This is a genomic window from Curtobacterium sp. VKM Ac-1393 (assembly GCF_015350995.1).
In the GTDB taxonomy this organism is placed as follows: domain Bacteria; phylum Actinomycetota; class Actinomycetes; order Actinomycetales; family Microbacteriaceae; genus Curtobacterium.
This window is the reverse complement of sequence record NZ_JADKRW010000002.1, coordinates 182,793-206,486: the sequence shown is the minus strand read 5'-3', so window position 1 is coordinate 206,486 and position 23,694 is coordinate 182,793. Positions and strand designations below refer to the sequence as shown.

General features: G+C 70.2%; 22 protein-coding genes. 12 read left to right on the top strand and 10 right to left on the bottom strand.

Features of this window, described 5'->3' with window-relative positions; translation table 11 throughout:
- The first annotated feature begins 22 nt into the window (after positions 1-22).
- The 4 genes from ITJ59_RS04785 to ITJ59_RS04770 are packed head-to-tail and all read left to right on the top strand — an operon-like array spanning position 23 to position 2,227.
- Complete coding sequence (locus ITJ59_RS04785) at positions 23-574, top strand: DUF6188 family protein (protein ID WP_194649990.1); 552 nt, start codon at positions 23-25, stop codon at positions 572-574.
- Positions 571-987 (top strand): DUF6188 family protein, encoded by a 417-nt coding sequence (locus ITJ59_RS04780; protein ID WP_194649989.1) that lies wholly within the window; start codon positions 571-573, stop codon positions 985-987. The genes ITJ59_RS04785 and ITJ59_RS04780 overlap by 4 nt, the downstream gene beginning before the upstream one ends.
- Positions 984-1,709: a hypothetical protein gene (locus ITJ59_RS04775; protein ID WP_194649988.1), complete on the top strand. Its 726-nt coding sequence runs from the start codon at positions 984-986 to the stop codon at positions 1,707-1,709. The genes ITJ59_RS04780 and ITJ59_RS04775 overlap by 4 nt, the downstream gene beginning before the upstream one ends.
- On the top strand, positions 1,706-2,227 hold the full coding sequence (locus ITJ59_RS04770; RefSeq protein ID WP_194649987.1) for a hypothetical protein: 522 nt from the start codon (positions 1,706-1,708) through the stop codon (positions 2,225-2,227). Before ITJ59_RS04775 ends, ITJ59_RS04770 begins: the two co-directional genes overlap by 4 nt.
- On the opposite strand, the gene ITJ59_RS04765 is transcribed toward ITJ59_RS04770, so the two are convergent.
- Both ITJ59_RS04765 and ITJ59_RS04760 read right to left on the bottom strand, forming a co-directional pair.
- Positions 2,224-2,565: a ribonuclease E inhibitor RraB gene (locus tag ITJ59_RS04765; RefSeq protein WP_194649986.1), complete on the bottom strand. Its 342-nt coding sequence runs from the start codon at positions 2,563-2,565 to the stop codon at positions 2,224-2,226. The two genes, ITJ59_RS04770 and ITJ59_RS04765, sit on opposite strands and share 4 nt — an antisense overlap.
- An 87-nt stretch (positions 2,566-2,652) precedes the next feature.
- Positions 2,653-3,876: an alpha/beta fold hydrolase gene (locus ITJ59_RS04760; protein WP_194649985.1), complete on the bottom strand. Its 1,224-nt coding sequence runs from the start codon at positions 3,874-3,876 to the stop codon at positions 2,653-2,655.
- Between the two features lie 23 nt (positions 3,877-3,899).
- On the opposite strand from ITJ59_RS04760, the gene ITJ59_RS04755 reads away from it, so the two are divergent.
- The 5 genes from ITJ59_RS04755 (at position 3,900) to ITJ59_RS04735 (ending at position 9,716) form a co-directional block, all read left to right on the top strand.
- A complete protein-coding gene (locus ITJ59_RS04755) occupies positions 3,900-4,481 on the top strand; it encodes a DUF3000 domain-containing protein (protein WP_194649984.1) in 582 nt (193 codons plus the stop codon).
- Complete coding sequence (locus tag ITJ59_RS04750; protein WP_416354853.1) at positions 4,478-5,734, top strand: HRDC domain-containing protein; 1,257 nt, start codon at positions 4,478-4,480, stop codon at positions 5,732-5,734. Before ITJ59_RS04755 ends, ITJ59_RS04750 begins: the two co-directional genes overlap by 4 nt.
- Positions 5,735-5,861: 127 nt before the next feature.
- The gene (locus ITJ59_RS04745; protein ID WP_194649983.1) at positions 5,862-7,082 is read left to right on the top strand and encodes a thiolase family protein; all 1,221 of its coding nucleotides are present in this window, start codon (positions 5,862-5,864) and stop codon (positions 7,080-7,082) included.
- Complete coding sequence (locus ITJ59_RS04740; RefSeq protein ID WP_194649982.1) at positions 7,079-9,223, top strand: 3-hydroxyacyl-CoA dehydrogenase NAD-binding domain-containing protein; 2,145 nt, start codon at positions 7,079-7,081, stop codon at positions 9,221-9,223. The genes ITJ59_RS04745 and ITJ59_RS04740 overlap by 4 nt, the downstream gene beginning before the upstream one ends.
- Positions 9,224-9,353: 130 nt before the next feature.
- Entirely contained in the window at positions 9,354-9,716 is a 363-nt protein-coding gene (locus ITJ59_RS04735) for a hypothetical protein (RefSeq protein ID WP_194649981.1), read from the top strand.
- 7 nt (positions 9,717-9,723) lie between these two features.
- Here ITJ59_RS04735 and ITJ59_RS04730 read toward each other — a convergent pair whose 3' ends face one another.
- The 6 genes from ITJ59_RS04730 to dut all read right to left on the bottom strand — a co-directional run bounded on the left by ITJ59_RS04730 (position 9,724) and on the right by dut (position 17,659).
- Positions 9,724-10,431, bottom strand: a complete 708-nt coding sequence (locus ITJ59_RS04730; protein ID WP_194649980.1) for a hypothetical protein — start codon at positions 10,429-10,431, stop codon at positions 9,724-9,726.
- A 162-nt stretch (positions 10,432-10,593) separates the two neighbouring features.
- A complete protein-coding gene (dxs, locus tag ITJ59_RS04725) occupies positions 10,594-12,525 on the bottom strand; it encodes a 1-deoxy-D-xylulose-5-phosphate synthase (RefSeq protein WP_194649979.1) in 1,932 nt (643 codons plus the stop codon).
- Positions 12,526-12,634: 109 nt separating this feature from the next.
- Positions 12,635-15,451 (bottom strand): aconitate hydratase, encoded by a 2,817-nt coding sequence (locus ITJ59_RS04720; protein WP_194649978.1) that lies wholly within the window; start codon positions 15,449-15,451, stop codon positions 12,635-12,637.
- A gap of 129 nt (positions 15,452-15,580) precedes the next feature.
- Positions 15,581-16,372 (bottom strand): DUF3159 domain-containing protein, encoded by a 792-nt coding sequence (locus ITJ59_RS04715; protein WP_194649977.1) that lies wholly within the window; start codon positions 16,370-16,372, stop codon positions 15,581-15,583.
- Positions 16,373-16,418: 46 nt separating this feature from the next.
- The gene (locus ITJ59_RS04710) at positions 16,419-17,156 is read right to left on the bottom strand and encodes a DUF3710 domain-containing protein (protein WP_228511060.1); all 738 of its coding nucleotides are present in this window, start codon (positions 17,154-17,156) and stop codon (positions 16,419-16,421) included.
- Entirely contained in the window at positions 17,153-17,659 is a 507-nt protein-coding gene (gene dut / locus ITJ59_RS04705; RefSeq protein WP_194649976.1) for a dUTP diphosphatase, read from the bottom strand. Before dut ends, ITJ59_RS04710 begins: the two co-directional genes overlap by 4 nt.
- Before the next feature lie 66 nt (positions 17,660-17,725).
- On the opposite strand from dut, the gene ITJ59_RS04700 reads away from it, so the two are divergent.
- Positions 17,726-18,157, top strand: a complete 432-nt coding sequence (locus ITJ59_RS04700) for a DUF3093 domain-containing protein (protein WP_111086383.1) — start codon at positions 17,726-17,728, stop codon at positions 18,155-18,157.
- 121 nt (positions 18,158-18,278) lie between these two features.
- Here ITJ59_RS04700 and ITJ59_RS04695 read toward each other — a convergent pair whose 3' ends face one another.
- Positions 18,279-18,578 (bottom strand): DUF4193 domain-containing protein, encoded by a 300-nt coding sequence (locus tag ITJ59_RS04695; RefSeq protein ID WP_194649975.1) that lies wholly within the window; start codon positions 18,576-18,578, stop codon positions 18,279-18,281.
- 266 nt (positions 18,579-18,844) lie between these two features.
- Between ITJ59_RS04695 and sepH the strand changes: the two genes are divergently transcribed.
- Positions 18,845-19,876 (top strand): septation protein SepH, encoded by a 1,032-nt coding sequence (gene sepH / locus ITJ59_RS04690; RefSeq protein WP_228511058.1) that lies wholly within the window; start codon positions 18,845-18,847, stop codon positions 19,874-19,876.
- Positions 19,877-19,897: 21 nt separating this feature from the next.
- Here sepH and ITJ59_RS04685 read toward each other — a convergent pair whose 3' ends face one another.
- A complete protein-coding gene (locus ITJ59_RS04685) occupies positions 19,898-21,064 on the bottom strand; it encodes an alkaline phosphatase family protein (protein WP_194649973.1) in 1,167 nt (388 codons plus the stop codon).
- A gap of 62 nt (positions 21,065-21,126) precedes the next feature.
- Here ITJ59_RS04685 and ITJ59_RS04680 point away from each other — a divergent pair, with 62 nt between their 5' ends.
- Complete coding sequence (locus ITJ59_RS04680) at positions 21,127-23,613, top strand: DNA gyrase/topoisomerase IV subunit A (protein ID WP_194649972.1); 2,487 nt, start codon at positions 21,127-21,129, stop codon at positions 23,611-23,613.
- The last annotated feature ends 81 nt before the right edge of the window (positions 23,614-23,694 follow it).

Here is a 23,694-nt window from a genome sequence, read left to right as displayed (position 1 = left end):
AATTCTAGAGTATCCGGGGGAAATGATGATCTGGATGAAGAAAGGAAAGGTCGACAGTCTCGAACTCCCGTGGTTCACAGATGCGATGCCGAATGAACTCCCCCGGACGGATCAGCTCCTGTTCGAGGCACCGACGCGCACGACTTCGGACGAGTGGATGATCATGACCCATAACACGACAGAACCCAGCGGTTTCGCGACGACCGTCGAGGGCGCGGGCACGCTCGACTTCATCGGCGTCGACTTCCTTCTCGACCTGCGCTTCACCGACGGCGTAAGCGTGCAGCTCGAATCTGCGTTCACCGTCACGGACCGATCTCGGGGCAGCGTGATCGTCGATCCGGAGCGCAAGGATTCGCTGCTGCCCGTCCTGCGGCTGTTCGGCACTCAACTCGTTCGGCGATCGGTCGAGGGCTACACGCTCACGCTGGTCTTCGCTGACGGAGAGACCCTCGTCGCCGGTCCGGACGGCGAGTTCGAGTCCTGGCACGTCTCTGGGCCGAAGGGGCGCCCGGTTCGTGTCGATCCGCCGACCGGAAGCACGAGCACAGGTACGGAAGGAGATCGAGGATGAGCCGCGTTCCGCGCCAGCCCTTCGCGCTGGACATCGCCGGCGACACCGTCGACTTCATCGGCCTTGGATCAGACGTCACGATCCGCTTCTCGAGCGGTGCGTCGCTCCGGTTCGAGACCGACTTCGCGCTGACCGGCTCTGACGGGGAGCACGCGTTCCTCGATCCCGGTGACAAGCCCTCCCTGCTCACCCTCCTCGCTCTGCACACCGAGGTCGTGTCGGACGGTGCAGTCACGGGCTCGCGGATCGCAATCCGGTTCGCCTCGGGTGCGTTGCTCGAAGGTTGGTCGAACCGCCGAGGTCCGTCCTGGCACTACAGCGAACCGGGGCGCGCACGGGTCGACATCGACGCCATGACCGACGGCGAGGTCCGGTACCGACACAGCCTTTCGTCCGCGGAGATCCGACGGTGACGGGCGCGCCCCAGGACATCTCGGTCACGCACCTCCGAGCGGTCACCAACGAAACAACCCTGGAGCTGCCGGACCGTGTCGTCGAGATCCTTTCCACTGTCGGTCCGGACACTGATGTGCTCGTCTCCGACTTGTCCGCACGCTCGTTCGCAGCGGTCATCCGGCGGACCTACTCGCAGCAGTCGCCGAACCTCGTGCCGTTCATCGACCCACTCGAAGCCCTCGACGACGAGCTCGTCCTGATCTGTCAGGTCGAGCACGGCCACGAACTCGTGACGGTCGTGTTGCGCGCGACGGACCGAACGCTCGTGGCGGCCACGGCGATCGACCGATCCGTCGGACTTGTCCACATCACCGTCCAGGAGCTGTGCTCGCGCCTCCGCGCATCAGACGCCCCGGGGGCCGAACTGGCGCTCGCGGTCGCATCGCAGTGTCCGGCCGAGGAACGGCTGCGCATCTTCGAGCAGGGCGCGCTGTCGACGGCACGGACCTTCCTGACGAAGTACACGATGGCCGCGGAGAAGGGCTTCGACGTCCGCGGACTCGACGGGTTCGCAGGTGCGCTTGTGCCGCTCGGCGACGAGCAGCCGGGTTTCTGCACCGTGCAGGCTGACGCCGCGGTCGCGATCACGGCGTTCACGCCCGGCAGGACCGACGTCCTCGCTGCCATGAGCGTGGGCGGGCTCTCGCCCCAGACAGGAACGACCAAGGAGAACGGATGACCACGACAGTGCCGAGCGATTTCGAGATGGTCACGTACACGATCCCCGCTGATCACATCGTGCTGCCCGACCTGGTGCAGTTCTTCTCAGAGCTCGAAACACCAGAGCTCGAAACACCAGAGCTCCATTCACCAGAGCTCGTCTGGGTCCTCACGACCCTGTACGCCGTCACGTCCCCCGACCAGCTGGTCGAGGCGCTCCCACTCGAACGCCGCGTCAACGCGGCGGAGGAACCAGGGCTCATCCTCAGCCAGGCCGAGGCGACGGAGATCGCTGACAGCATCTGGCAGCTCATCGACGGCGAGTTCCTCGGCTACCTCCCCGGCTCGGACCTCACCGACGAGTCGAACCTGGTCGTCCGGATCGACGCGTTTGACAGCGGGGAGTGGACCGTCACGGTCCGACCGCCGCTCACGACGATGAGCGATGCCTTCGACCGGACGCACGGCCCAGCCCAGCCCGGCCGAACGGCGACTCGTCTCGAGGAGTTCGGGGCGCGCCAGCAGCAGACGCCCTAGATGCTCGCTTCGTAGCCGTCCCACTGTGCACCGGGCGTCTCGGCGGCGATGCTCGTGAAGAACTGCACCGCCTCGCCCAGTCGGGCGTCGTCGACGAGCACGTTCTGCTGATCAGCGGCGACGTACCACTCCGCAGCGGACGGCTTGACTGCGACGTTCCACCCGGCGGCGGCGATCCGCTCGGAGGCTGCCTTGGCGGACCCTTCGTCCGGGAAGTACACGAAGTGCACCCAGTCACGCGGCTGGGACAAGTCCCCGCCCCGCAGCACGATCTGCTGCAACACGGGATTCGTCGGCGTCGAGGGCACCGGCTCGGGGCGCTTGCGGAACGGCCACATGGGTCGAGTGTCGCAGACGGCACCACCGACGGACGGGAGGCGCGGTGCCAGCTGACACCGCGCCTCCCGTCCGCCCTTCGGTCGCGTCTACCGCGCGCTGGCCGCCCCGCGCCGCTGGACCACCTCGGTGAGCCACGCAAGGATCCGGGCGTCGAACCAGTCGGCGTCGTGGTTCCACAGCTTGGTGTGCCGGGCCGTGGTCTGCACCTCGAGCCGGACCAGGTCGGGTCGGGCGCGTGCCAGGTCGTGCGACGCGGACGACGGCACGAATCCGTCGTCGTCGCTGTGCAGGAGCAGGATCGGCACCGTGAGTTCGGCGGACCGGGTGACCATGTCGAGCTCGCGCAGGTCGACGGGCCGCTGCAGCCCAGCCAGCCGGTAGAGCACCGGCGTGCGGAGCAGGCGCTGTGCGACCTTGCGGACCGGGCGCGGCAGCCCCATCAACTGGCTCTGCGACTTGAGCACCGCGTGCCAGTCGACCACGGGCGACTCGAGCACCACTCCGTCGACGAGTCCGGCAAAGCGTGATCGCAGCAGGGTCTGCAGCACGACGGCGCCGCCCATCGACCAGCCCATCAGCACGACGCTCTGCGCATTCTGGGCACTGAGCCAGCGGAGGACGGAGTCGATGTCCTCCCACTCGGTGCTGCCGAGGCCGTACCGGCCGTCGACGCTCGGCGGGGCGACGCCGTCGTTGCGCCACGACGCGAGGACGACCGAGTAGCCGGCGGCGCGGAACACCGGGACGGCGCGGATGGTCTCAGCGCGGGTGACGCCGCGACCGTGCACCAGGACGGCCCAGGGGGCAGCCGGGTCGTCGGCGCGGACGACCCAGGCCGGTGCGGGGCCGTTCGGTGTCGGGATGTCGATGTCCTCGACGGGCACGTCGAGCTCGCCGGGGGTCAGGTAGAACCAGCCGCCCCAGCGACCGCGGCGGGCGGCGGTCGGGTCGCCGGCGTCGATCGCGATGATGCGGCGCGTGACCGTGGTGTCGGTGGTGCCGAGGACCTCGCCGATGCGCATGTGGCCGGTGCCGGCGCCGAACCAGAGCGAGTAGCGGCCCTGCAGCTCGGTGTCGGCGGTGCGCTCGATGGTGACCGTCATCCGGACCGGGTCGACGGCGTGGATCGGGACGCGTTCGGAGCGTTTGCGGTCCGGGGTGACGACGGCCCGGGCGACGGCGGCGACGAAGCCACCGATGACGGCCGTCCCCACCGCTGCGGCGGCCAGACCGGCGCCGAGTGCGATGAACCCGGCCGATCGTGCGGTCTCCTGGACGGCGTCCTCGGCGGGTCGCGCGGATCGGGACATGGCCCGGAGCCTAGTCTGCATGTGTGTCCGAAACCCGAGAGCCCGACGCCTTCGCGCGGCTCCGCGCGTTCGTGTCCTCCGGCAGCAGCCGCTCCGAGACCACCGTCACCGAGATCCCTTCGCCCACGCGGATCGCACCGTTCTCGATCGCCCTCGCGGCGGACGTGTCCGGCACCGCGCACGGCGTCGAGTCCGACCTCGGCACCGGACGGTTCATCGCCCTGTACGACCCCGAAGAACCCGAGGGCTGGGGCGGTGCCTTCCGGGTCGTCTCGTTCGCCCAGGCGCCGCTCGAACCGGAGATCGGCGTCGACGAGTTCGTCGCCGACGTCACGTGGAGCTGGCTCGTCGATGCGCTCGCGACGCACGGGGCCGAGTACGACCACGCCTCGGGCACGGCCACCAAGATCATCTCCCGCGGGTACGGCGACCTCGCCGCCCAGGGTGACGGCGCCCAGCTGGAACTCCGCGCGTCCTGGACGCCCCGCGGTGACGACCTCACCGCACACGTCACGGCATGGCAGGACATCGTCGCCATGCTCGCCGGTCTGCCTCCTGCCTCGGACGGCGTGACCCTGCTGGCCCCGAGGAGGCTCGCCAAGTGAACGACTCCGCCAGTTCGACCCCCGGTGCACCGGATCCCGCGTTCGAGGACTCGCACGAGGCCGTCAAGGTCATCGACTCGCGCGACGACTACCTCGAAGCGGTCGCCGCGATCGCCGCGGGGCACGGGCCCGTCGCCGTCGACGCCGAGCGCGCCAGCGGCTACCGCTACTCGCAGCGTGCCTACCTGATCCAGGTGTTCCGTCGCGGTGCCGGCGCGTTCCTGTTCGACCCGATCCCGATCGGCGACTTCTCGGAACTGCAGGCCGCCATCGTCGACGAGGAGTGGCTGTTCCACGCCGCCTCGCAGGATCTTCCCTGCCTGCACGAGGTGGGCCTCGTCCCGACCCGGATCTTCGACACCGAGCTCGGCGCACGCATCGCCGGGTTCCCCCGCGTCGGGCTCGGGGCGGTCGTCGAGCAGCTGCTCGGGATCACCCTGGCGAAGGCGCACTCGGCAGCCGACTGGTCGACCCGACCGCTGCCGCAGTCGTGGCTGGTGTACGCGTCGCTCGACGTCGAACTCCTGCCGGACCTGCGCGATGCCCTGTCCGAGAAGCTCGACGAGGCCGGCAAGTCCCGCATCGCGGAAGAGGAGTTCGACGCGGTGCTCCACCGTGCCCCGAAGCCCGTCCGGGCCGAACCGTGGCGCCGGCTCTCCGGCATGCACGCGCTCCGCGGCGCCCGCGCCCTGGCGATCGCCCGGTCGCTCTGGGTCGCCCGTGACGAGTACGCCCGTGCTGCCGACATCGCCCCGGGGCGCACGATCCCCGACGCAGCCATCGTCGCCGCTGCGGCCGCCGCACCCGCGACGCGCGCCGAGCTCGGCGGGCTGAAGGCGTTCACCGGCCGGGCCAGTCGCTCCGAACTCGACCGCTGGTGGGCCGCGGTCGAGGAAGGACGGACGACCGAGGACCTGCCGAAGCTCCGTGGAGCCGGCGAGCCCACGCTGCCCCCGCCTCGGGCCTGGGCCGACCGCAACCCCGCGGCCGACCGTCGGTACAAGGCCGCACGCGCCGCCGTGACGAAGCGTTCCGAGGAGCTCGACATCCCGCTCGAGAACCTGCTCACGCCCGAGACCCTGCGCGTCGTCTCGTGGGCACCGCCGTCGCCGCCGTCGACCGAGCTGGTCGGCGCTGCCCTGGCCGGACACGAGGCACGCCCGTGGCAGGTGGAGGAACTCGCCTCGATCATCGCCTCGGCCTTTGTCGCTGCTGCACAGCAGCCCGCCGCGACGGATGACGTCGAGTCGTAGGAACCGCCCAACCGGCATGCGGCCGCCCAGGCTGGGGGCATAGCGTCGGGAGCGTCGCCGGGCGAGGCCCGGCCGGCCGGAGCGACCAGCGTTCCGGCCCGATCGAAGAGGATCTGGGAGGCCCGGATTGCCAAAGGCATCAGACGTCGTGTTCGTGGACGGCGTACGGACACCGTTCGGACGAGCCGGCGAGAAGGGGGTGTTCTGGAAGACCCGGTCCGACGACCTCGCGGTGCACGCGATGCGCGGGCTGCTCGACCGGAACGCCTCGCTCGACGGAGCAGCGGTCGACGACGTCGCCGTCGCGGCGACCACGCAGCAGGGCGACCAGGGCCTGACCCTCGGGCGGACCGTCGGCATGCTGGCCGGCCTGCCGAAGTCGGTCCCCGGGTACGCGATCGACCGGATGTGCGCCGGTGCCATGACGAGCGTCACGACCCTCGCGGGGGCCATCGCCTTCGGTGCCGCAGACATCGCGATCGCCGGTGGCGTCGAGCACATGGGGCGCCACCCGATGGGGTTCAACTCCGATCCGAACCCCCGGTTCATCGCGGAGCGCATGGTGTCGAGCGACGCCCTGGTGATGGGGTCGACCGCCGAGCGCTTGCACGACCGCTTCCCCGCGATCACGAAGGACCGCACGGACGCCTACGCCGTCCAGTCCCAGCAGCGCTACGCAGCTGCCTGGGCCGCCGGCAAGCTCCAGCCCGACATGATCCCGGTCGAGGTCAACAAGGGCGACGGCTGGGACGTCGTCAGCACCGACGAGCCGCCTCGACCGGGCACCACCCTGGAGGCACTGGCCGCGTTGAAGACGCCGTTCCGCCCCCACGGACGGGTCACCGCCGGCAACGCCGCGGGGCTGAACGACGGCGCGACCATGAGCCTGCTCGCCTCGGCCGAGGGTGCCAAGGAGCACGGACTGCCCACGAAGATGCGGATGGTCTCGTTCGCCTTCGCCGGTGTCGAGCCCGAGGTCATGGGCGTCGGCCCGGTCCCCGCCACCGACAAGGCGCTCTCGAAGGCCGGGCTCTCGATCGACGACATCGGGCTGTTCGAGATCAACGAGGCGTTCGCGGTGCAGGTCCTCGCGTTCCTCGACAACTACGGCATCGAGCAGGACTCGCCGAACGTCAACGCGTGGGGCGGCGCGATAGCCGTCGGGCACCCGCTGGCCTCGAGCGGCGTCCGGCTGATGACCCAGCTCGCGGCTCAGTTCGCCGAGCGTCCTGACGTCCAGTACGGCATCACCACGATGTGCATCGGGCTCGGCCAGGGCGGCACCGTCATCTGGGAGAACCCCGGCTTCAGCAAGTCCGCAGCACGTTCGGCTCGGAAGGGGGCATGAGCATGACCACCGTCGACACCGACCAGCTGACCGCCATGAGCGAGGACGAGATCGTCACGCACTCGTTCGTGAAGCACGTCACGATGCCCTCCGGCGGCACCCTGGCGCTCATCACGCTCGACAACGGCAAGGACTACAAGCGCCCGAACACCCTCGGGCCGCGCACCCTGCGCGAACTCTCCGGGGTGCTCGACACCCTGAAGACCGAGGCCACCGCCGGCGCGATCCAGGGCGTCGCGATCACGGGCAAGGAGTACTGCTTCGCTGCCGGAGCCGACCTGTCGCAGGCCGCCGCTGTACCGTCCCGCGACGCCGCGCACGCCCTCGCTGCGTTGGGCCACGCGACCCTCCGGAAGTTCTCGGACCTCGGCGTCCCGTCGTTCGCGTTCGTCAACACCCTGGCGCTCGGTGGCGGACTGGAGATCGCCCTGCACTGCACCTACCGGGTGTTCTCGTCTGCTGCGCAGGGCATCGGTCTGCCCGAGGTCTTCCTCGGCATCATCCCCGGCTGGGGCGGCGCGACGCTGCTCCCCCGCCTGATCGGTCCGGAGCGCGCGCTGCGCGTCATCGTCGAGAACCCGCTCAAGAACAACCGCCTGATGGACGGGCCCGCCGCGGTCGAGCTCGGCATCGGCGACGCGCTCATCCCGTCGGTGACGTTCCTGCCGTCGGCCGTGGCGTGGGCGGACGGCGTCATCGCCGGTCGCGTGTCGGTCAAGCGACCCCACGAACCCGGCATGCTCGAGAAGGCCGCGTGGGGCACCGTCGTCAAGGTCGCCCGTGCGCAGGTCGCCTCCAAGATCGGCACGGTGCCGAAGTCGCCGTTCCGTGCGCTCGACCTCGTGGCCGCAGCGAAGTCGGGATCGCTCGACGAGCGGTTCGCCGGCGAGGACGACGCCCTTGCCGACCTGCTCTCCGGCGACCAGTTCGCCGCGTCGATGTACGCGTTCGACCTCGTCCAGAAGCGCGCGAAGAAGCCCGTCGGCGCGCCGGAGGGCGTGGAGCCGAAGAAGATCACGAAGGTCGGCGTCCTGGGTGCGGGGCTCATGGCCTCGCAGTTCGCACTGCTGTTCGCCCGCCGCCTCGGGGTCCCCGTCGTCATCACGGACGTCGACCAGTCCCGCGTCGACGCCGGTGTGGAGCGCATCCGCGGCGAGGTGGGCAAGCTGCTCGAGAAGGGCCGGATCTCCCCCGACGACGCCAACCGCATCACCGCCCTCGTCAGCGGGTCGGTGTCCTACGACGCCTTCGCCGACGCCGACTGGGTGATCGAGGCCGTCTTCGAGGAGATGGGCGTCAAGCAGGAGGTCTTGCGGAAGATCGAGCAGGTCATCTCGCCGGACGCGATCCTGGCCACGAACACGTCGTCGTTGTCGGTGTCCGAGATGGGCTCGGTGCTGTCCGACCCGTCGCGTCTGGTCGGGTTCCACTTCTTCAACCCCGTCGCCGTGATGCCGCTGCTCGAGGTCGTCCGCACCGCCGACACCTCCGACGAGACCCTCGTCACCGCTCTGGCCGTCGCGAAGACCCTCAAGAAGACGGCGATCATCACCGCCGACCAGCCGGGCTTCGTCGTGAACCGGGTGCTCGCACGGGTCCTCGGCGAGGCGATGCGCGGCGTCGAGCAGGGCACCTCGTTCGACGTCGTAGCGGCCGGTGCCGCGCCGCTCGGGCTGCCGATGTCGCCGTTCGAACTGCTCGAGCTCGTCGGTCTGCCGGTCGGCGCGCACGTGCTCGACTCGCACCACGCCGCCTGGCCGGAGCGCTTCTACCCCGGTGACGGTCTGAAGAAGATCGCCGAGTACGGGCACATCCTGACGCGTGACAAGAAGGGCAACGCGACCGGGTACGACCCCGCCGCCGTCAAGCTCGTCGCTCCGTCGAAGAAGGAAGCAGCGCCCGTCGACGCCGCCGCGATGCAGCAGCGTTTCGAGGACGCCCTGGCCGACGAGCTGCACCGCATGCTCGACGACGAGGTCGTCCAGCACGTCGAGGAGATCGACCTCGGTCTGATCCTCGGTGCGGGCTACCCGTTCCAGGCCGGTGGGATCAGTCCGTACCTCGACCGCAGCGGTGCGTCCGAGCGGGTCTTCGGCGGCACGTTCCACGACCCGCTGATCGTGGGGCCCGCTTCCCGGTAGCCGGCGCGGGTCCTCTTCGCACAACCAAAGTCACCCCGAACCGCAGATCGCCGTGGTTCGGGGTGACTTTGGTTGTGCGCTGGGATGGAGCCCCGGCCTCAGGAACGCCCGCCCGGCGTACTGTGCAGGGATGACGCAGGAGTGGTGGGCACCGAAGGCCGCCGCAGGGCCGTCCGTGGTCCTGCCGGTCCCGCTCGACGCTGTACCGGCCCTGCTCCGACGAGCAGTCGACGCGGTTCCGGGGGCTGCGGCCATGGAGATCCGAGACGACGGCGCCGTCATCGCCCGCCGGACGTCGTTCGCGCTGCGGGCCGAGAACATCGTCCTGACCTTCCAGCGCGAGTCGGCCTCGTCGTCCCGCGTCCAGATCCTCCGCGAGGGCCGCGACGGTCTGGACCACGGCCAGGTCCTCTGGGTGACGCCGATGGCGCGGGCGATCCTCGCTGCGCTGCGGTCAGCAGCTGCACCAGATCCGGCAGCGCCCCCGTCGTGAGCCGCCATCACCCGCCGACGCAGTCGCTGCTGCCGCTGAAGCACGGCGGGACCGACGGCCGCGGTGCCGGCGGCGCGGGCGGCTCGTTGTCGTACGACGTGAAGTACGCGGCGCTGTGCGTCACGACGAGCACGTAGTCCGCCCCGCTCGCTCGGACGGCGTCATCGCGTCGATCGACACCGAGACCCGGTGCGGACTGCACGACGGACGCCCCCTCCGACTGCCAGAGACCGAGTGACCCGTCCCAACCCCGGACCCGGACGACGGCGAACCGGTCCTGCCCGAGGTCGTTGCCGAGGGCAATCGACTGCTGCCCGCCGATGTCGACCAAGTACGGTGTCGATCCGTCCGGCTGGATCGCCTGTGCCACGAGGTCCTCGTCGGTCAGGCCCCCGGAGCGCAGCGCCGGACCGACGATGCGCACCGCGTCGACCGGTGTGGTCGCACCGTCGATCGTGTAGACCGCTCCGGCGTCGATCCGACACGTCGTGCCCGAAGCGGGCTGGAAGAACCCGGAGTTGCTCGCGTGGCCGCACGAGTCGGTCCAGGTGGCATCGACCCGGTGGACTGCGACGGTGCCCTCCCAGTCGACCACACGGTGCATCGTCTGTCTGGCGCCGATCCGGACATCGGCACCGAGCTCCGGCGTGACCGTGCCGTCGTTCATCGCCGCACACCCCGAAGTCAACGCCACCACGGCGAGTGCGAACCCCACCACCGTTGTCCTGAACCCCCGTCGCATGCGGCGATCCTGCCAGACGTTCCCGAGGGACATGCCCCTGCCGGCATGGATGGCCTTCCGCTGGAACCACGTTCCGGACACAGCACCGCGGAGAAACGTGGTGCAGTGTCCGGAACCTGGTTCCGCACGACCCGCCTAGCGGTCCGCAGACTCCCGCGACCGGGCGGGCTTCGCCTGCGGCAACTTCGTCCCCACGACCTGGTCGATGACGTCGCGGGCGATCGCCTGCGCGGTCAGCCCCACGTCGGCGAGGATCTGGGACCGGGTCGCGTGGTCGATGAACTCATCGGGCAACCCCAGCTCGTTCACGCCCGTGTCGACCCCGGCGGCCCGCAGGTCCTGACGGAGCCGCGTGCCGACGCCGCCGACCCGCACGCCGTCCTCGATCGTGATGACCAGGCGGTGCGTGCGCGACAGCTCGATGAGCGAGCCCGGGATCGGGACCACCCAGCGCGGGTCGACGACGGTGACGCCGATGCCCTGCGCCTCGAGCAGCGCCGCGGCTTCGAGAGCCGTCGGCACCATCGACCCGACGGCCACGAACAGCACGTCCTCGACGCCGTCCGCAGCGGCGTGCAGCACGTCCACCCCGTCGGCGAGACGACGAACCGCGGGGATGTCCGGTCCGACCTGGCCCTTCGACCACCGCAGCACGGTGGGGGCGTCGTCGACGGCGATCGCCTCGCGGAACTCCTCGCGCAGGGTCACCGCGTCACGGGGTGCCGCGATCCGGATGCCGGGCACGACCTGCAGCAGTGCGAGGTCCCACATGCCGTGGTGCGACGGCCCGTCCGGCCCGGTGATTCCGGCACGGTCGAGCACGAACGTCACGCCGGCCCGGTGCAGGGCGACGTCCATCAGCACCTGGTCGAACGCCCGGTTCAGGAACGTCGCGTAGAGCGCCACGACCGGGTGCAGGCCGCCGTACGCGAGGCCGGCGGCGGTCGTCACGGCGTGCTGCTCGGCGATGCCGACGTCGTACACGCGGTCGGGGTGCTGCTCCTGGAACAGATGCAGTCCGGTCGGCCGGAGCATCGCAGCCGTGATCGCGACGACACGGGGGTCCGAATCGCCGACAGAAGCCAGGGTCGACGCGAACACCGAGGTCCACGACGGTCCCGAGGCGGCGTCGAGCGACTCCCCCGTCTCCGGGTCGATGTGCCCGACCGCGTGGAACTGGTCGGCCTGGTCACGCAGGGCGGGCTCGAAGCCGTGCCCCTTCTCGGTGATCGCGTGCACGATCGTCGGGGCGCCGTAGGCCTTCGCCTGCCGGAGCGCCGCTTCCATCGCCCGCTGGTCGTGTCCGTTGACCGGCCCGATGTACTTGATGTCGAGGTTCGAGTACAGCGCCTCGTTGTTCGTGAAGCGCGACAGGAACCCGTGCAGCCCCCCGCGCATCCCGCGGTACACCGCTCGCCCGGGGGCACCGAACCGATCGGCCACCGCCCGGGAGGTCTCGTACAGCGCCCGGTACTCGCGGCGGGTCCGCATCGAGCTGAGGAACCGCGCCATGCCACCGATCGTCGGCGCGTAGGACCGGCCGTTGTCGTTGACGACGATGACGAGTCGACGGTCGTTGTCGTCCGAGATGTTGTTGAGCGCCTCCCACGTCATCCCGCCGGTGAGCGCGCCATCACCGACCACGGCGACGACGGTGCGGTCGGTCTGCCCGGTCTGCCCGAACGCGCGGGAGATCCCGTCGGCCCACGACAACGACGACGACGCGTGCGAGGACTCGACGATGTCGTGCTCGGACTCGCTGCGCTGCGGGTACCCCGCGATCCCGCCCCGCTCGCGCAGCTTCGAGAAGTCCTGCCGCCCGGTGACGAGCTTGTGCACGTACGACTGGTGCCCGGTGTCGAACACAAACGGATCGCTCGGCGAGTCGAAGACCCGGTGCATCGCGAGCGTCAGCTCCACGACCCCGAGGTTCGGCCCGAGGTGCCCGCCGGTCTTCGCGACCTCGGCCACCAGGAACCGTCGGATCTCGGCGGCGAGTTCGGTCATCTGCGCGTCGGAGAGACGCTTCAGGTCGCGCGGCGACGTGATGCTGCTGAGCAGGCTCACGGGCGCTCCTTTCGTGGGGCTGTCGGCCCACTCTATGCGCGTGGGGACAGAACGGACTGGAGGCGCGGTGCCAGCTGGTACCGCGCCTCCAGGCAGTATCCGGGTCGCGTCAGACGAGCGAGCGGAGCACGTACTGCAGGATGCCGCCGTTGCGGTAGTAGTCGGCCTCACCCGGGGTGTCGATGCGGACGACCGCGTCGAACTCGACCGGCTGCTTGCCGGCGGGCGAGTGCTCGCTCGGCGTCGCGGTGACGTGCACGGTCTTCGGGGTGCGGCCCTCGTTCAGTTCGGTCAGACCCGAGATCGAGACGACCTCGGTGCCGTCGAGCCCGAGGGACTCGACGGTCTCACCGGCAGGGAACTGCAGCGGGACGACGCCCATGCCGATGAGGTTCGAGCGGTGGATCCGCTCGAAGCTCTCGGTGATGACGGCACGGACCCCGAGCAGGTTGGTGCCCTTGGCCGCCCAGTCGCGCGACGAGCCGGAGCCGTACTCCTTGCCACCGAAGATGACGAGGGGGATGCCCTGCTCCTGGTAGTGCTGCGAGGCGTCGTAGATGAACGACTGCTCGCCGTCGGCGGTGGTGAAGTCGCGGGTGTACCCGCCCTCCACACCGTCGAGCAGCTGGTTGCGCAGGCGGATGTTCGCGAACGTGCCGCGGATCATCACCTCGTGGTTGCCGCGACGCGAACCGTAGGAGTTGAAGTCCTTGCGGTCGACGTCGTGCTCGGCGAGGTACTTGCCGGCTGGGCTGTCCGCCTTGATCGAACCGGCGGGCGAGATGTGGTCGGTCGTGACCGAGTCGCCGAGCTTCGCCAGCACACGGGCGCCGGAGATGTCCGAGACCGCGTCGGGCTGCATGGTCATGCCCTCGAAGTACGGGGGCTTCCGGACGTACGTCGACTCCTGGTCCCACTCGAAGGTGTCACCCGTCGGGGTCGGCAGGTTCTTCCAGCGGTCGTCGCCCTCGAACACGGAGCCGTACTCGTGGGTGAACATCTCGGTGTCGATCGACTCGTCGATGACCTGCTGGACCTCGGCCGCGTCGGGCCAGATGTCCTGCAGGTAGACGTCGTTGCCGTCCTGGTCCTGACCGAGGGCGTCCTTGTCGAAGTCGAAGTGCATCGACCCGGCGAGGGCGTACGCGATGACCAGCGGCGGGGACGCCAGGTAGTTCATCTTCACGTCGGGGTTGATGCGACCCTCGAAGTTGCGGTTGCCCGAGAGCACTGCGGTGACGGCGAGGTCGTTGTCCTGCACGGCCTGCGAGATCTCCTCGGGCAGGGGGCCCGAGTTGCCGATGCAGGTGGTGCAGCCGTAGCCGACCGTGTAGAAGCCGAGCTGCTCGAGGTAGGTCGTGAGACCGGCCTTCTCGTAGTAGTCGGTGACGACCTTGGAACCGGGCGCGAGGGTCGTCTTGACCCACGGCTTCGAGGTCAGGCCCTTGGCGGCGGCGTTCCGCGCGAGGATGCCGGCGGCCATCATCACCGACGGGTTCGACGTGTTCGTGCACGAGGTGATCGCGGCGATGGCGACGGCACCGTGGTCGATGGTGAACGGGTCGGCCCCGTCCATCGCGACCTTCGTCGGCACCGAGGCGGTCGACGGCGCACTCGACACGTGGACGTGCTCGTGGGTCGTGGTGTCCTCGTTCGACGAACCGGCGGCGATCGGGTCCGAGGCGGGGAACGAGTCCTCGACCGCGTCGTCGAGGTCGGTCTGCACGCTCGGCGAGGTGTAGTTGTTCAGGTCGACCTCGAACTGGTCCTTCGCCTTCGACAGTTCGATCCGGTCCTGCGGACGCTTCGGGCCGGAGATCGACGGCACGACGGTGGACAGGTCGAGTTCCATGTACTCGGAGTACGCCGGCTCGACCGAGGCGTCGTGCCACAGGCCCTGGGCCTTGGAGTACGCCTCGACCAGGGCGATCTGCGCCTCGTCGCGACCGGTCAGACGCAGGTAGTCGAGCGTGACGTCGTCGACCGGGAAGATGGCCGCGGTGGAACCGAACTCGGGCGACATGTTGCCGATGGTGGCGCGGTTCGCGAGCGGGACGGCGCTGACGCCCTCGCCGTAGAACTCGACGAACTTGCCGACGACACCGTGCTTGCGGAGCTCCTGCGTGATGGTGAGCACCACGTCGGTCGCGGTCACGCCGGCCGGGATCTCACCGGAGAGCTTGAAGCCGACGACCTTCGGGATGAGCATCGACACCGGCTGACCGAGCATCGCTGCCTCGGCCTCGATGCCGCCGACGCCCCAGCCGAGCACGCCGAGCCCGTTCACCATCGTGGTGTGCGAGTCGGTGCCGACGAGGGTGTCCGGGTAGGCGTAGGTCTCACCGTCGAAGTCACGCGTGTAGGTGACCTTCGCCAGGTACTCGATGTTGACCTGGTGCACGATGCCGGTGCCCGGCGGGACGACCTTGAAGTCCTCGAACGCGGTCTGGCCCCAGCGGAGGAACTGGTAGCGCTCCCCGTTCCGCTCGTACTCGAGGTCGGTGTTGCGCTGGAGTGCGTCCGTGCTGCCGAAGAGGTCGGCGATGACCGAGTGGTCGATGACCATCTCGGCCGGGGACAGCGGGTTGATCTTGCTCGGGTCGCCACCGATGTCGACCATCGCCTCGCGCATGGTGGCGAGGTCGACGATGCACGGGACGCCCGTGAAGTCCTGCATGACCACGCGGGCCGGCGAGAACTGGATCTCGGTGTCCGGCTCGGCGTCCGGCTTCCAGGCGGCGAGGGCGCGGATCTGCCCCTCGGTGACGTTCTTGCCGTCCTCGGTACGGAGGAGGTTCTCGAGCAGCACCTTCAGGCTGTACGGGAGCTTCTCGTGCCCGGGCACGGAGTCGATCCGGTGGATCGCGTAGTCGACACCCCCAACCGACAGTGTGTCCTTCGAGCCGAAGCTATTGACTGCAGCCACCGTGCCGCCTCCCTACTGATCGGTTTGCCCTCATCTTCGCGGGCCGTGGACCGTCCCACCAGCAAGGCAAACCTAATCCCGCCGACGTCAGAGCGCCGCACGAGAAAATGTCTCGATGTCGAGACAACTCTACACCGTGGCGGCGTCGTCCTTCCGCACGAACACCGTGCGGACCAGCAGCCAGGTGACCCAGAGCACTGCTGCGTACAGCGGGACGCCGAGGATCAGCTTGAGCCCGGCGAGCAGTTCGACCTGTGCGGTCAGGTAGAGCGGCACCTCGACGGCCAGGCGGAGCGCGAAGAGCCCGACCCAGATCCACGTCGCGACCGTGAGCACCCGGCGCTTGACCGGGTCGGCACGCCAGTCGACGTGCGAGCCGTCCTCGTTGGCCGGCAGCAGGAACCCGACCACCAGGCCGATGAGCGGCCAGCGGACGGCCAGCGACACCAGCAGCCCGACCAACCACACCGAGTTGATGATGATCCCCGGGATGAAGTTGCTCTCGGCGCGTCCGGTGATGAGGGCAAGACCGGCCGACACCGCGACGCCGAGGATGCCCGCGAAGGACATCGTCAGCGACTGTCGCTGCACCAGACGGAGCACGACGAACACCAGTCCGACGACGACCGGGATCACGACGCTCGGCACGAGCTCCTTCGTGATCGCGTAGACGACCAGGAACGCGAACCCGGGCAGCACCGACTCGGCGAGTCCGCGGATGCCGCCGACCGCGCCGAGCAGCGCGCGCCCGGAGGGCGCCTCGCCAGGGGCGACGCGGGCGATGCCCGCGTTCTGCACCGCGTCGCGGAACTGCGCCGAGAACGACGGCGCAGCCGACGCAGCGTCAGGGATCCCAGCGGACGCGGGCACGGCTTCGGACCCGGCCGTCTCGGGTCGGTGGGTGTCGTCGTGTTCCGGCACCGTGCCTCCAGGCAGGTCGGTCGTCAGGTCGTCAGGCGGCCGCTGGTCAGATCGCGGTCTGCGTCGACTTCGGCATGTGCAGCGGGATGAGGTCGCGCGGCGGCATCGGCGTCGTGCCGCGCACGACGACGACGCTGCGGAACAGCTCCTCGATCTCGCTGGCGTCGTCCGGCTGCTCGGCGGCCTTGCCGGCGATCACGCCGCGCAGGAACCACCGGGGGCCGTCGACGCCGACGAAGCGGGCCGGACGGACGCCAGCCGCGCCGCCGTCCCCGTCGACCGCGACCGGAACGGATGCGCGGAGCTCGGGGCCGAACGGGCCGTCGACCTCGGTCACGACACCGCCCTGGCGCTCGATCTGCTCGGCGATCTGCGCGCGGATCTCGTGCCACAGTCCGGTCGACCGCGGTGCGGCGAACGGCTGGACCTGCAGCGTGGAGTCGTCGTAGTCGAGCCCGACCGCGACGACGCGCTGCGAGCCCTCCTCGACCTCGAGGCGCAGGTGCAGCCCCTCGCGCGGAAGGACCTTCACGCCGCCCAGGTCGACGTACGGGCGGACCAGGTTCGCCTCGGTCTCGTCGTGCGGGCCGTTCTCCGCACGGTCCTCCGGCGCGGACTTGTCCGTCGGGGCGACCCCGTCGACCTCGTCGAGGTCCGCGTCGGCGTCCGTCGCGATGTCGACCTCGGGGGTCGTGTCCGCGATCTCGACCTCGTCGGCGACGGCCTCGGCCACCTCGACCTCGGTCACCTCGCCCTCGTCACGCTTGCGTCGACCGAACTTCATGCGTGCGTTCCTTCCTGAACATCATCGGCGGGACCGGTCACGGCGCCGCTCCGGTCACCGTAGCCCGACGAACCGTAGCCCGACGAGCCGAAGCCACCCTGGCCTCGGACGCTGTCGGGGAGCTCGTCGACGCGCGAGAACGTCACCCGCGGCACGGGCATGACGATCAGCTGCGCGATGCGGTCGCCCACGTGCACCTCGTACGGCTCGGACCGGTCGGTGTTGAGCAGCGAGACCTTGATCTCGCCGCGGTACCCGGAGTCGACCGTGCCCGGGCTGTTGACGATCGTGATGCCGTGCTTGGCGGCCAGGCCGCTGCGCGGGACCACGAACGCGGCGTAGCCCTCGGGGAGCGCGATCCGCAGGCCCGTGCCGGCCAGGTGTCGCTCGCCCGGCTGCAGCACGAAGGCCTCGGTCGAGACGAGATCGGCACCGGCGTCGCCGGGGTGGGCGTGTCCGGGGGTGTTCTCCCCGGTCCAGAGGACGTCGACTGGTTCGGTCACGTGTCGAGGGTAGTGCAGAGACGTGACCCGACCGTGACCTCCCCCGAGTCGTGGTCGAATGGACTCGTGACCCTGTACCGCGAACGACTCTGGGCCCCGCCCGCCCTGTACCTGGCGACGGCGCTCGTCATCCCCGCCACCCTGCTCGTGTTCCTGCCCATCAGCGTGCTCGCCGGTGTGCTCGTCGCGATCGGCATGGAGCTCGGCGTGCTCGTGCTCCTGTGGGCACTCGCACCCACCATCGAGGTCACGGACAGCGAGTTCCGCGCCGGCAAGGCGCACCTCCCCCGCGCACTCGTCGGCAGCGTCGAGGCGTTCGAGGGCGCCGAGGCGACCACGCAGCGCGGGCCGAAGCTCGACGCGCGCGCCTGGACGCTCTTCCGCGGGTACGTCCGCGGGGTCGTCAAGGTCGAGGTCCGCGACGATGCCGACCCGACCCCCTACTGGCTGGTCAGCGTCCGGCAGCCCACCAAGGTCGTCGAGGCGCTGCGGTCCTGACGGACCCTGCGGGCGGCCGGGAGGCCCGTGGCGCGTCCGCCCCGCTGCGCACGTCGAAGGCCCCGCGCACGACGAAGGCCCCGCATCCTGCAGGATGCGGGGCCTTCGGTGATCGGTGCGTCTAGAGCGAGGCACACTCCATGCAGACCGGCCCGAGTTTCGACTCGTGGTCGAGCTGGGAGCGGTGCTTCACGAGGAAGCACTCGACGCAGGTGAACTCATCGACCTGCGGGGGCAGCACCACGACGTCGAGGTCGACGTCGCTCAGGTCCTGCCCGGCGAGTTCGAAGCTGCCGGGGTTGTCCGAATCATCGTCGACGACCCCCGACATCTTGTCAGGAACGCGCTCCTTGAGGGCCTCGATCGACTCCGAATCGGAGTTGTCATCGGTCTTCCGGGGGGCGTCGTAATCGGTGGCCATGCCCATCCATTTCTCGTATCGAGAGGTCGTCGCCGGGTGATCGGCGGCGACAGTTTGCACGACGTCCCGCCAGAGTGCAAACCGAGATCTACGGCGGGTCGTCACGGCGCTGCAACCCGTGACCCGATCGGGACATTCCCGACAGCCGTTCTCGCCCGGGACGGACTCCGCGGCACGCCCGTGTGCCTCCGTCGAAACCGCCGGCGATCACTGCATACTCACGGGGTACGACGCACGACCGTACGTGACGCTGGGAAGGCTGGACCATGCAAGACGTGAGAGTCATCGGAGTCGAGGCAGGCGCGATCCTCCTGGCCACCGACGGCGGTACCGAGTTCCGGTTGCCCGTCACGTCCGCGCTGCCGGGGCAGGTCCGACAGGCCAACCCCGACTCCGGTCCGCAGAAGCGCGTCTCCCCCAAGGACGTCCAGGCACGCATCCGTGGCGGTGCCGACGCAGCCGAGGTCGCCGCCGCACTCGACGTCGACGTCGAGTACGTCCGCCGGTTCGAGGGGCCGGTGCTGGCCGAGCGTGCGTTCGTGCTCGACGCCTCGCACCGCGTCCCGGTGACCCCGGTCGACGACGAGGCCCCCGACACGTTCGGCGCGGCGATCACCGCGAAGCTCGAGGCCGGCGAGGCCACCGCGATCAGCTGGGGCTCGTGGAAGCACCCGGAGAGCGGCTGGCAGGTCCGGGTCCGCTACACGGCGGCCGAGGTCGAGCACGACGCCCAGTGGCGGTTCGACCCGAAGACCGCGACGCTCGTGCCGGACAACGGCGACGCCCACCGCCTGTCGCACACCGAGGACGAGGGCATCGCACCCCGTCTGCGTGCTGTGGAGTACGCGCAGACGGACGACGACACCCGCTTCGACTCCGGCGCCTTCCGGGTCGACGACCACGACGACGCCGTCACGAACCCCGAGGTCTCCGAGCGCGCGCCCCTCCGTGCACCGCTGCCCCGCATCGGCCAGGCCGCCGTCGAGGAACGTGCTCCGGGCAACGAGACCGCCGACCTGCTCGAGGCCCTCCGTCGTCGCCGAGGGGAGCGCGAGGCGGCGTCATTCGGCGAGCAGCGCGACGAACCCGCCCGCGGCACCTCGATCAGCGTCGTGGACATCCCGCTGCAGGGCTTCGAGGACGGACCGGACGGCGACACCGCTCCGCAGTCGGCCGACGACCGCCCGGCATCCGCACCGGAGGCCGAGGGGCGCTCGGAGCGCAAGAAGCGCAACCGCCGGTCGATGCCGAGCTGGGACGAGATCGTCTTCGGCACCCGCCCGGAGGACCCGGCCTGAGCCGACCGCTCGGACAGCTCGCTAGTGCGCGAACGCGCCGGCGAGCCGCAGCGGCACGATGGTCTCCTCGTCCGTCATCGCGCCGTGCTGGCCGATCATGCGCTTCGGCACCTCGCCGTCACGGAGTGCCCGGTCGTCGTTGAACGCCCACGACCCGCGCGCCACGACGATGACGTCGCCGATGCGCGGGACCACCTGCGGTGACACCACGCCGAACCACCCGGCGGCGATCGCCTCGTCACGGCTGGCGACGTACGCCTTCTTGCCGTAGCGCGCGCGGAACGCCCCGACCAGCCCGCGCACGTCCGTGCCCGGTGCGACCGTGAACTGCCGGCACCGAGGGTCGCCCGCCACCCCGACGACGTCCGTCAGCAGCAGTGGGTCGACGGCGATGTTCGCGTGGTCCGGCACGTCGAGCACGCCGTGGTCCGCGGTCACCAGGATCCCGACGTCCGCAGCGCCGCGGGCGTCGAGGCGGGCGAGTTCGCCGTCGAGCAGCTCGAGCGTCGCCGTCCACCGGTCGGACTGCCACCCGGACTTGTGCCCGATCGAGTCCAGCTCCGGCACGTACAGGTAGACGAGCGACCGTCCGGTGGCGGTCTCGGCCAGAGCGGCGTCGATGCGGTCCGGGATCGAGTCCGCCGCCACGTAGCGTGCGCCGCCCAGGACGTTCGCCGTCATGCCGGACGCCCGGTACCGCTCCGGTCCGACCACGACCGGGTCGACGCCGAGCTCCGCGGCCCGGGTGAAGAGCGTCGCGACGAGGAACCAGTCCGCCGGCACCTCGGTGTCCCATCCGCCCAGCAGGTTCATCACGGCCTCGGTGTCCGGGTTCCAGCCGCTGTAGCCGACCACGCCGTGGGTGCCGGGCGACCGACCGGTGGTCAGGGTGCTCAGTGCCGCTGCCGTCGTGGTCGGGAACCCGCTCCGGAGCTTCTTGGCGGTGCCGGACCCATTGGCGGCCGTGAGCCAACGGGCGTGCCCGGCGCGAGCGGACAGCGCGACGCTCCCGAGGCCGTCGACCAGGACGACGATCGCGGAACGGGCGGGGCGGAGGGTGATCCGGGCCTCCAGGCCGTTGTCACGCACCCACGTGTCGTCCGCAGCGCCGAGCGCGACGAGGCAACTCGGGAAGACGTCGGCGAGGTTGGCGGCGGCGTCGGGGGCCGTCGGTACGCTGGTTCCCATTCCACAGAGTCTTCCAGACGACCCCGGTCTTCCAGACGACCCCGGTCTTCCAGAAAGGTGCCATGGCACGCACGGACGTAGTCGGCCTGCCCGACGGTGAGCGCATCGAGGACGTCGACGTCTCCGAGGAGATGCAGGGCTCCTTCCTTGAGTACGCGTACTCCGTCATCTACTCACGGGCGCTCCCCGACGCGCGCGACGGCCTGAAGCCGGTCCAGCGGCGCATCCTGTACCAGATGGCTGAGATGGGCCTGCGGCCCGACCGCGGGCACGTCAAGAGCGCACGCGTCACCGGCGAGGTGATGGGCAAGCTGCACCCGCACGGCGACGGCGCGATCTACGACGCCCTGGTGCGGATGGCGCAGTCGTTCACGATGCGCGTGCCGCTGGTCGACGGCCACGGCAACTTCGGCTCGCTCGACGACGGTCCCGCTGCCGCCCGGTACACCGAGGCCCGACTGGCCGAGCCGTCGATGGCGATGACCGAGGGCCTGGGCGAGGACGTCGTCGACTTCGTCCCGAACTACGACAACCAGATCATGCAACCGGGCGTGCTGCCGGCGGCGTTCCCGAACCTGCTCGTCAACGGTGCATCGGGCATCGCGGTCGGCATGGCGACGAACATGGCGCCGCACAACCTGGGCGAGGTCGTCGAGGCCGCGAAGCACCTGCTGATGAACCCGCAGGCGACCCTCGAAGAGCTCATGGAGTTCGTGCCGGGGCCCGACCTGCCCTCCGGCGGCACCATCGTCGGGCTCTCCGGGGTCCGCGACGCCTACGCCACCGGACGGGGCACGTTCCGCACCCGCGCGAAGGTGAGCATCGAGAACACCACGCCTCGCAAGGTCAGTCTCGTCGTCACCGAGCTGCCGTACCTGGTCGGCCCGGAACGCATGATCGAGAAGATCAAGGACGGCGTCCAGTCCAAGAAGCTCGTCGGCATCTCCGACGTCAAGGACCTGACCGACCGCAACCACGGGCTGCGGCTCGTCATCGACATCAAGAGCGGGTTCAACCCCACCGCGGTCCTCGAGCTGCTGTACAAGCACACCCCGCTCGAGGACGGCTTCGGCATCAACAACGTCGCGCTCGTCGGCGGGTCGCCCCGCACGCTCGGGCTGCACGAGCTGCTCGACGTCTACGTGCAGCACCGGCTGTCGGTCGTCACACGGCGGTCGCAGTACCGCTTGGCGCGCAAGCAGGAGCGGTTGCACCTGGTCGAGGGGCTGCTCATCGCGATCCTCGACATCGACGAGGTCATCCAGGTCATCCGCACCTCGGACGACTCCGATGCCGCTCGCAGCCGACTGCGCGACGTCTTCGACCTCTCCGAGGTGCAGGCCGAGTACATCCTCGAGCTGCGGCTGCGTCGCCTGACGAAGTTCTCGCGCATGGAGCTCGAGGCCGAGCGCGACCAGCTGCTCACCGAGATCGCCGCGCTCGAGGAACTGCTGGCGTCGGACGAACGGCTGCGTGCCCAGGTGGCGCTCGAGCTCACCGAGGTCTCCGACAGGTTCGCCACACCGCGGCGCACCCTGCTCACCGAGGCCGACGCCCCCGTCAAGGGCGGGCGCAAGGCCGCGGTGGACCCGGAGTCGCTCCAGGTCGCCGACGCGCCCTGCCGTGTGCTGCTCTCCACCACCGGACGACTCATCCGCGTCGACATCCCGACGTCGGAGCTCAGCATCGTCCGCGTGCCGAAGCGCTCCAAGCACGACGCCGTCCGGTCCGCCGTCGTCAGCAGCGTCCGGGGCCAGGTCGGCGCACTGACCTCGACCGGGCGGGTGCTGCGGCTCTCCCCCGTGGACGTTCCGGCGGTGCCGCCCGCCGCCGTCCGACTCGATGCCGGTGTGCGGGTGACGGACTTCCTCACCCTGACGAAGGGCGAGACCGTCGTGGCGCTCGTGGACCTGTCCGGCGCCTCCGACGACTCACTCGCGATCGGCACCGTCCAGGGCATCGTCAAGCGTGTCGTGCCCGGGGCATGGCCCGACAAGCCCGAGTTCGTCGCCATCGGCCTGAAGCCCGGCGACGCGGTGGTCGGCGCCGCGCAGGCCCCCGAGTCCGACGACCTGGTGTTCATCAGCTCCAACGCCCAGCTGCTGCGGTTCCCGGCGTCCGGCGTCCGAGCACAGGGGCTGCCGGCCGGTGGTGTCGCGGGCATGGCACTGGCGACCGGCGCCGCGGTGATCTGGTTCGGGTCGGTCGCCCGGTCCGACGACGCCGTGGTCGCCACCGTCTCCACGACGTCCACCGCGCTGCCCGGCACCGACTCCGGCCGTGCCAAGGTGTCGGCGCTGTCCGAGTTCCCGGCGAAGGGCCGTGCGACCCAGGGTGTCCGGGCGCACGCGTTCCTGAAGGGCGAGGACGGCCTCACCGTGGGTTGGGCGGGCATCGCTCCCCCGCACGCCGTCGGCACGGACGGCGCGGCGCGGACCCTGCCCGACTGGCTGTCGAAGCGTGACGGGTCCGGTGCGCCGCTCGAGGCCGTCATCGGCTCGATCGGCGGCAGCGCTGCGGCGCTCGACGGCACCGCGGGCGACGCGTAGCGGTGCGCTGCAGCCCCTACCCGCGAAAGCGACAGTGTCCCGCGAACAGTTCGCGGGACTCTGTCGCGTTGGCGGCACGGA

What these genes read in the sequence shown, in the direction of transcription:
- ITJ59_RS04680 (WP_194649972.1), top strand. Translation starts at nt 21,127, where the DNA reads ATGGCACGCACGGACGTAGTCGGCCTGCCCGACGGTGAGCGCATCGAG.
- ITJ59_RS04710 (WP_228511060.1), bottom strand. Translation starts at nt 17,156, where the DNA reads ATGAAGTTCGGTCGACGCAAGCGTGACGAGGGCGAGGTGACCGAGGTC.
- sepH (WP_228511058.1), top strand. Translation starts at nt 18,845, where the DNA reads ATGCAAGACGTGAGAGTCATCGGAGTCGAGGCAGGCGCGATCCTCCTG.
- ITJ59_RS04735 (WP_194649981.1), top strand. Translation starts at nt 9,354, where the DNA reads ATGACGCAGGAGTGGTGGGCACCGAAGGCCGCCGCAGGGCCGTCCGTG.
- ITJ59_RS04740 (WP_194649982.1), top strand. Translation starts at nt 7,079, where the DNA reads ATGAGCATGACCACCGTCGACACCGACCAGCTGACCGCCATGAGCGAG.
- ITJ59_RS04695 (WP_194649975.1), bottom strand. Translation starts at nt 18,578, where the DNA reads ATGGCCACCGATTACGACGCCCCCCGGAAGACCGATGACAACTCCGAT.
- ITJ59_RS04785 (WP_194649990.1), top strand. Translation starts at nt 23, where the DNA reads ATGATGATCTGGATGAAGAAAGGAAAGGTCGACAGTCTCGAACTCCCG.
- ITJ59_RS04765 (WP_194649986.1), bottom strand. Translation starts at nt 2,565, where the DNA reads ATGTGGCCGTTCCGCAAGCGCCCCGAGCCGGTGCCCTCGACGCCGACG.
- ITJ59_RS04685 (WP_194649973.1), bottom strand. Translation starts at nt 21,064, where the DNA reads ATGGGAACCAGCGTACCGACGGCCCCCGACGCCGCCGCCAACCTCGCC.
- ITJ59_RS04780 (WP_194649989.1), top strand. Translation starts at nt 571, where the DNA reads ATGAGCCGCGTTCCGCGCCAGCCCTTCGCGCTGGACATCGCCGGCGAC.
- ITJ59_RS04770 (WP_194649987.1), top strand. Translation starts at nt 1,706, where the DNA reads ATGACCACGACAGTGCCGAGCGATTTCGAGATGGTCACGTACACGATC.
- ITJ59_RS04760 (WP_194649985.1), bottom strand. Translation starts at nt 3,876, where the DNA reads ATGTCCCGATCCGCGCGACCCGCCGAGGACGCCGTCCAGGAGACCGCA.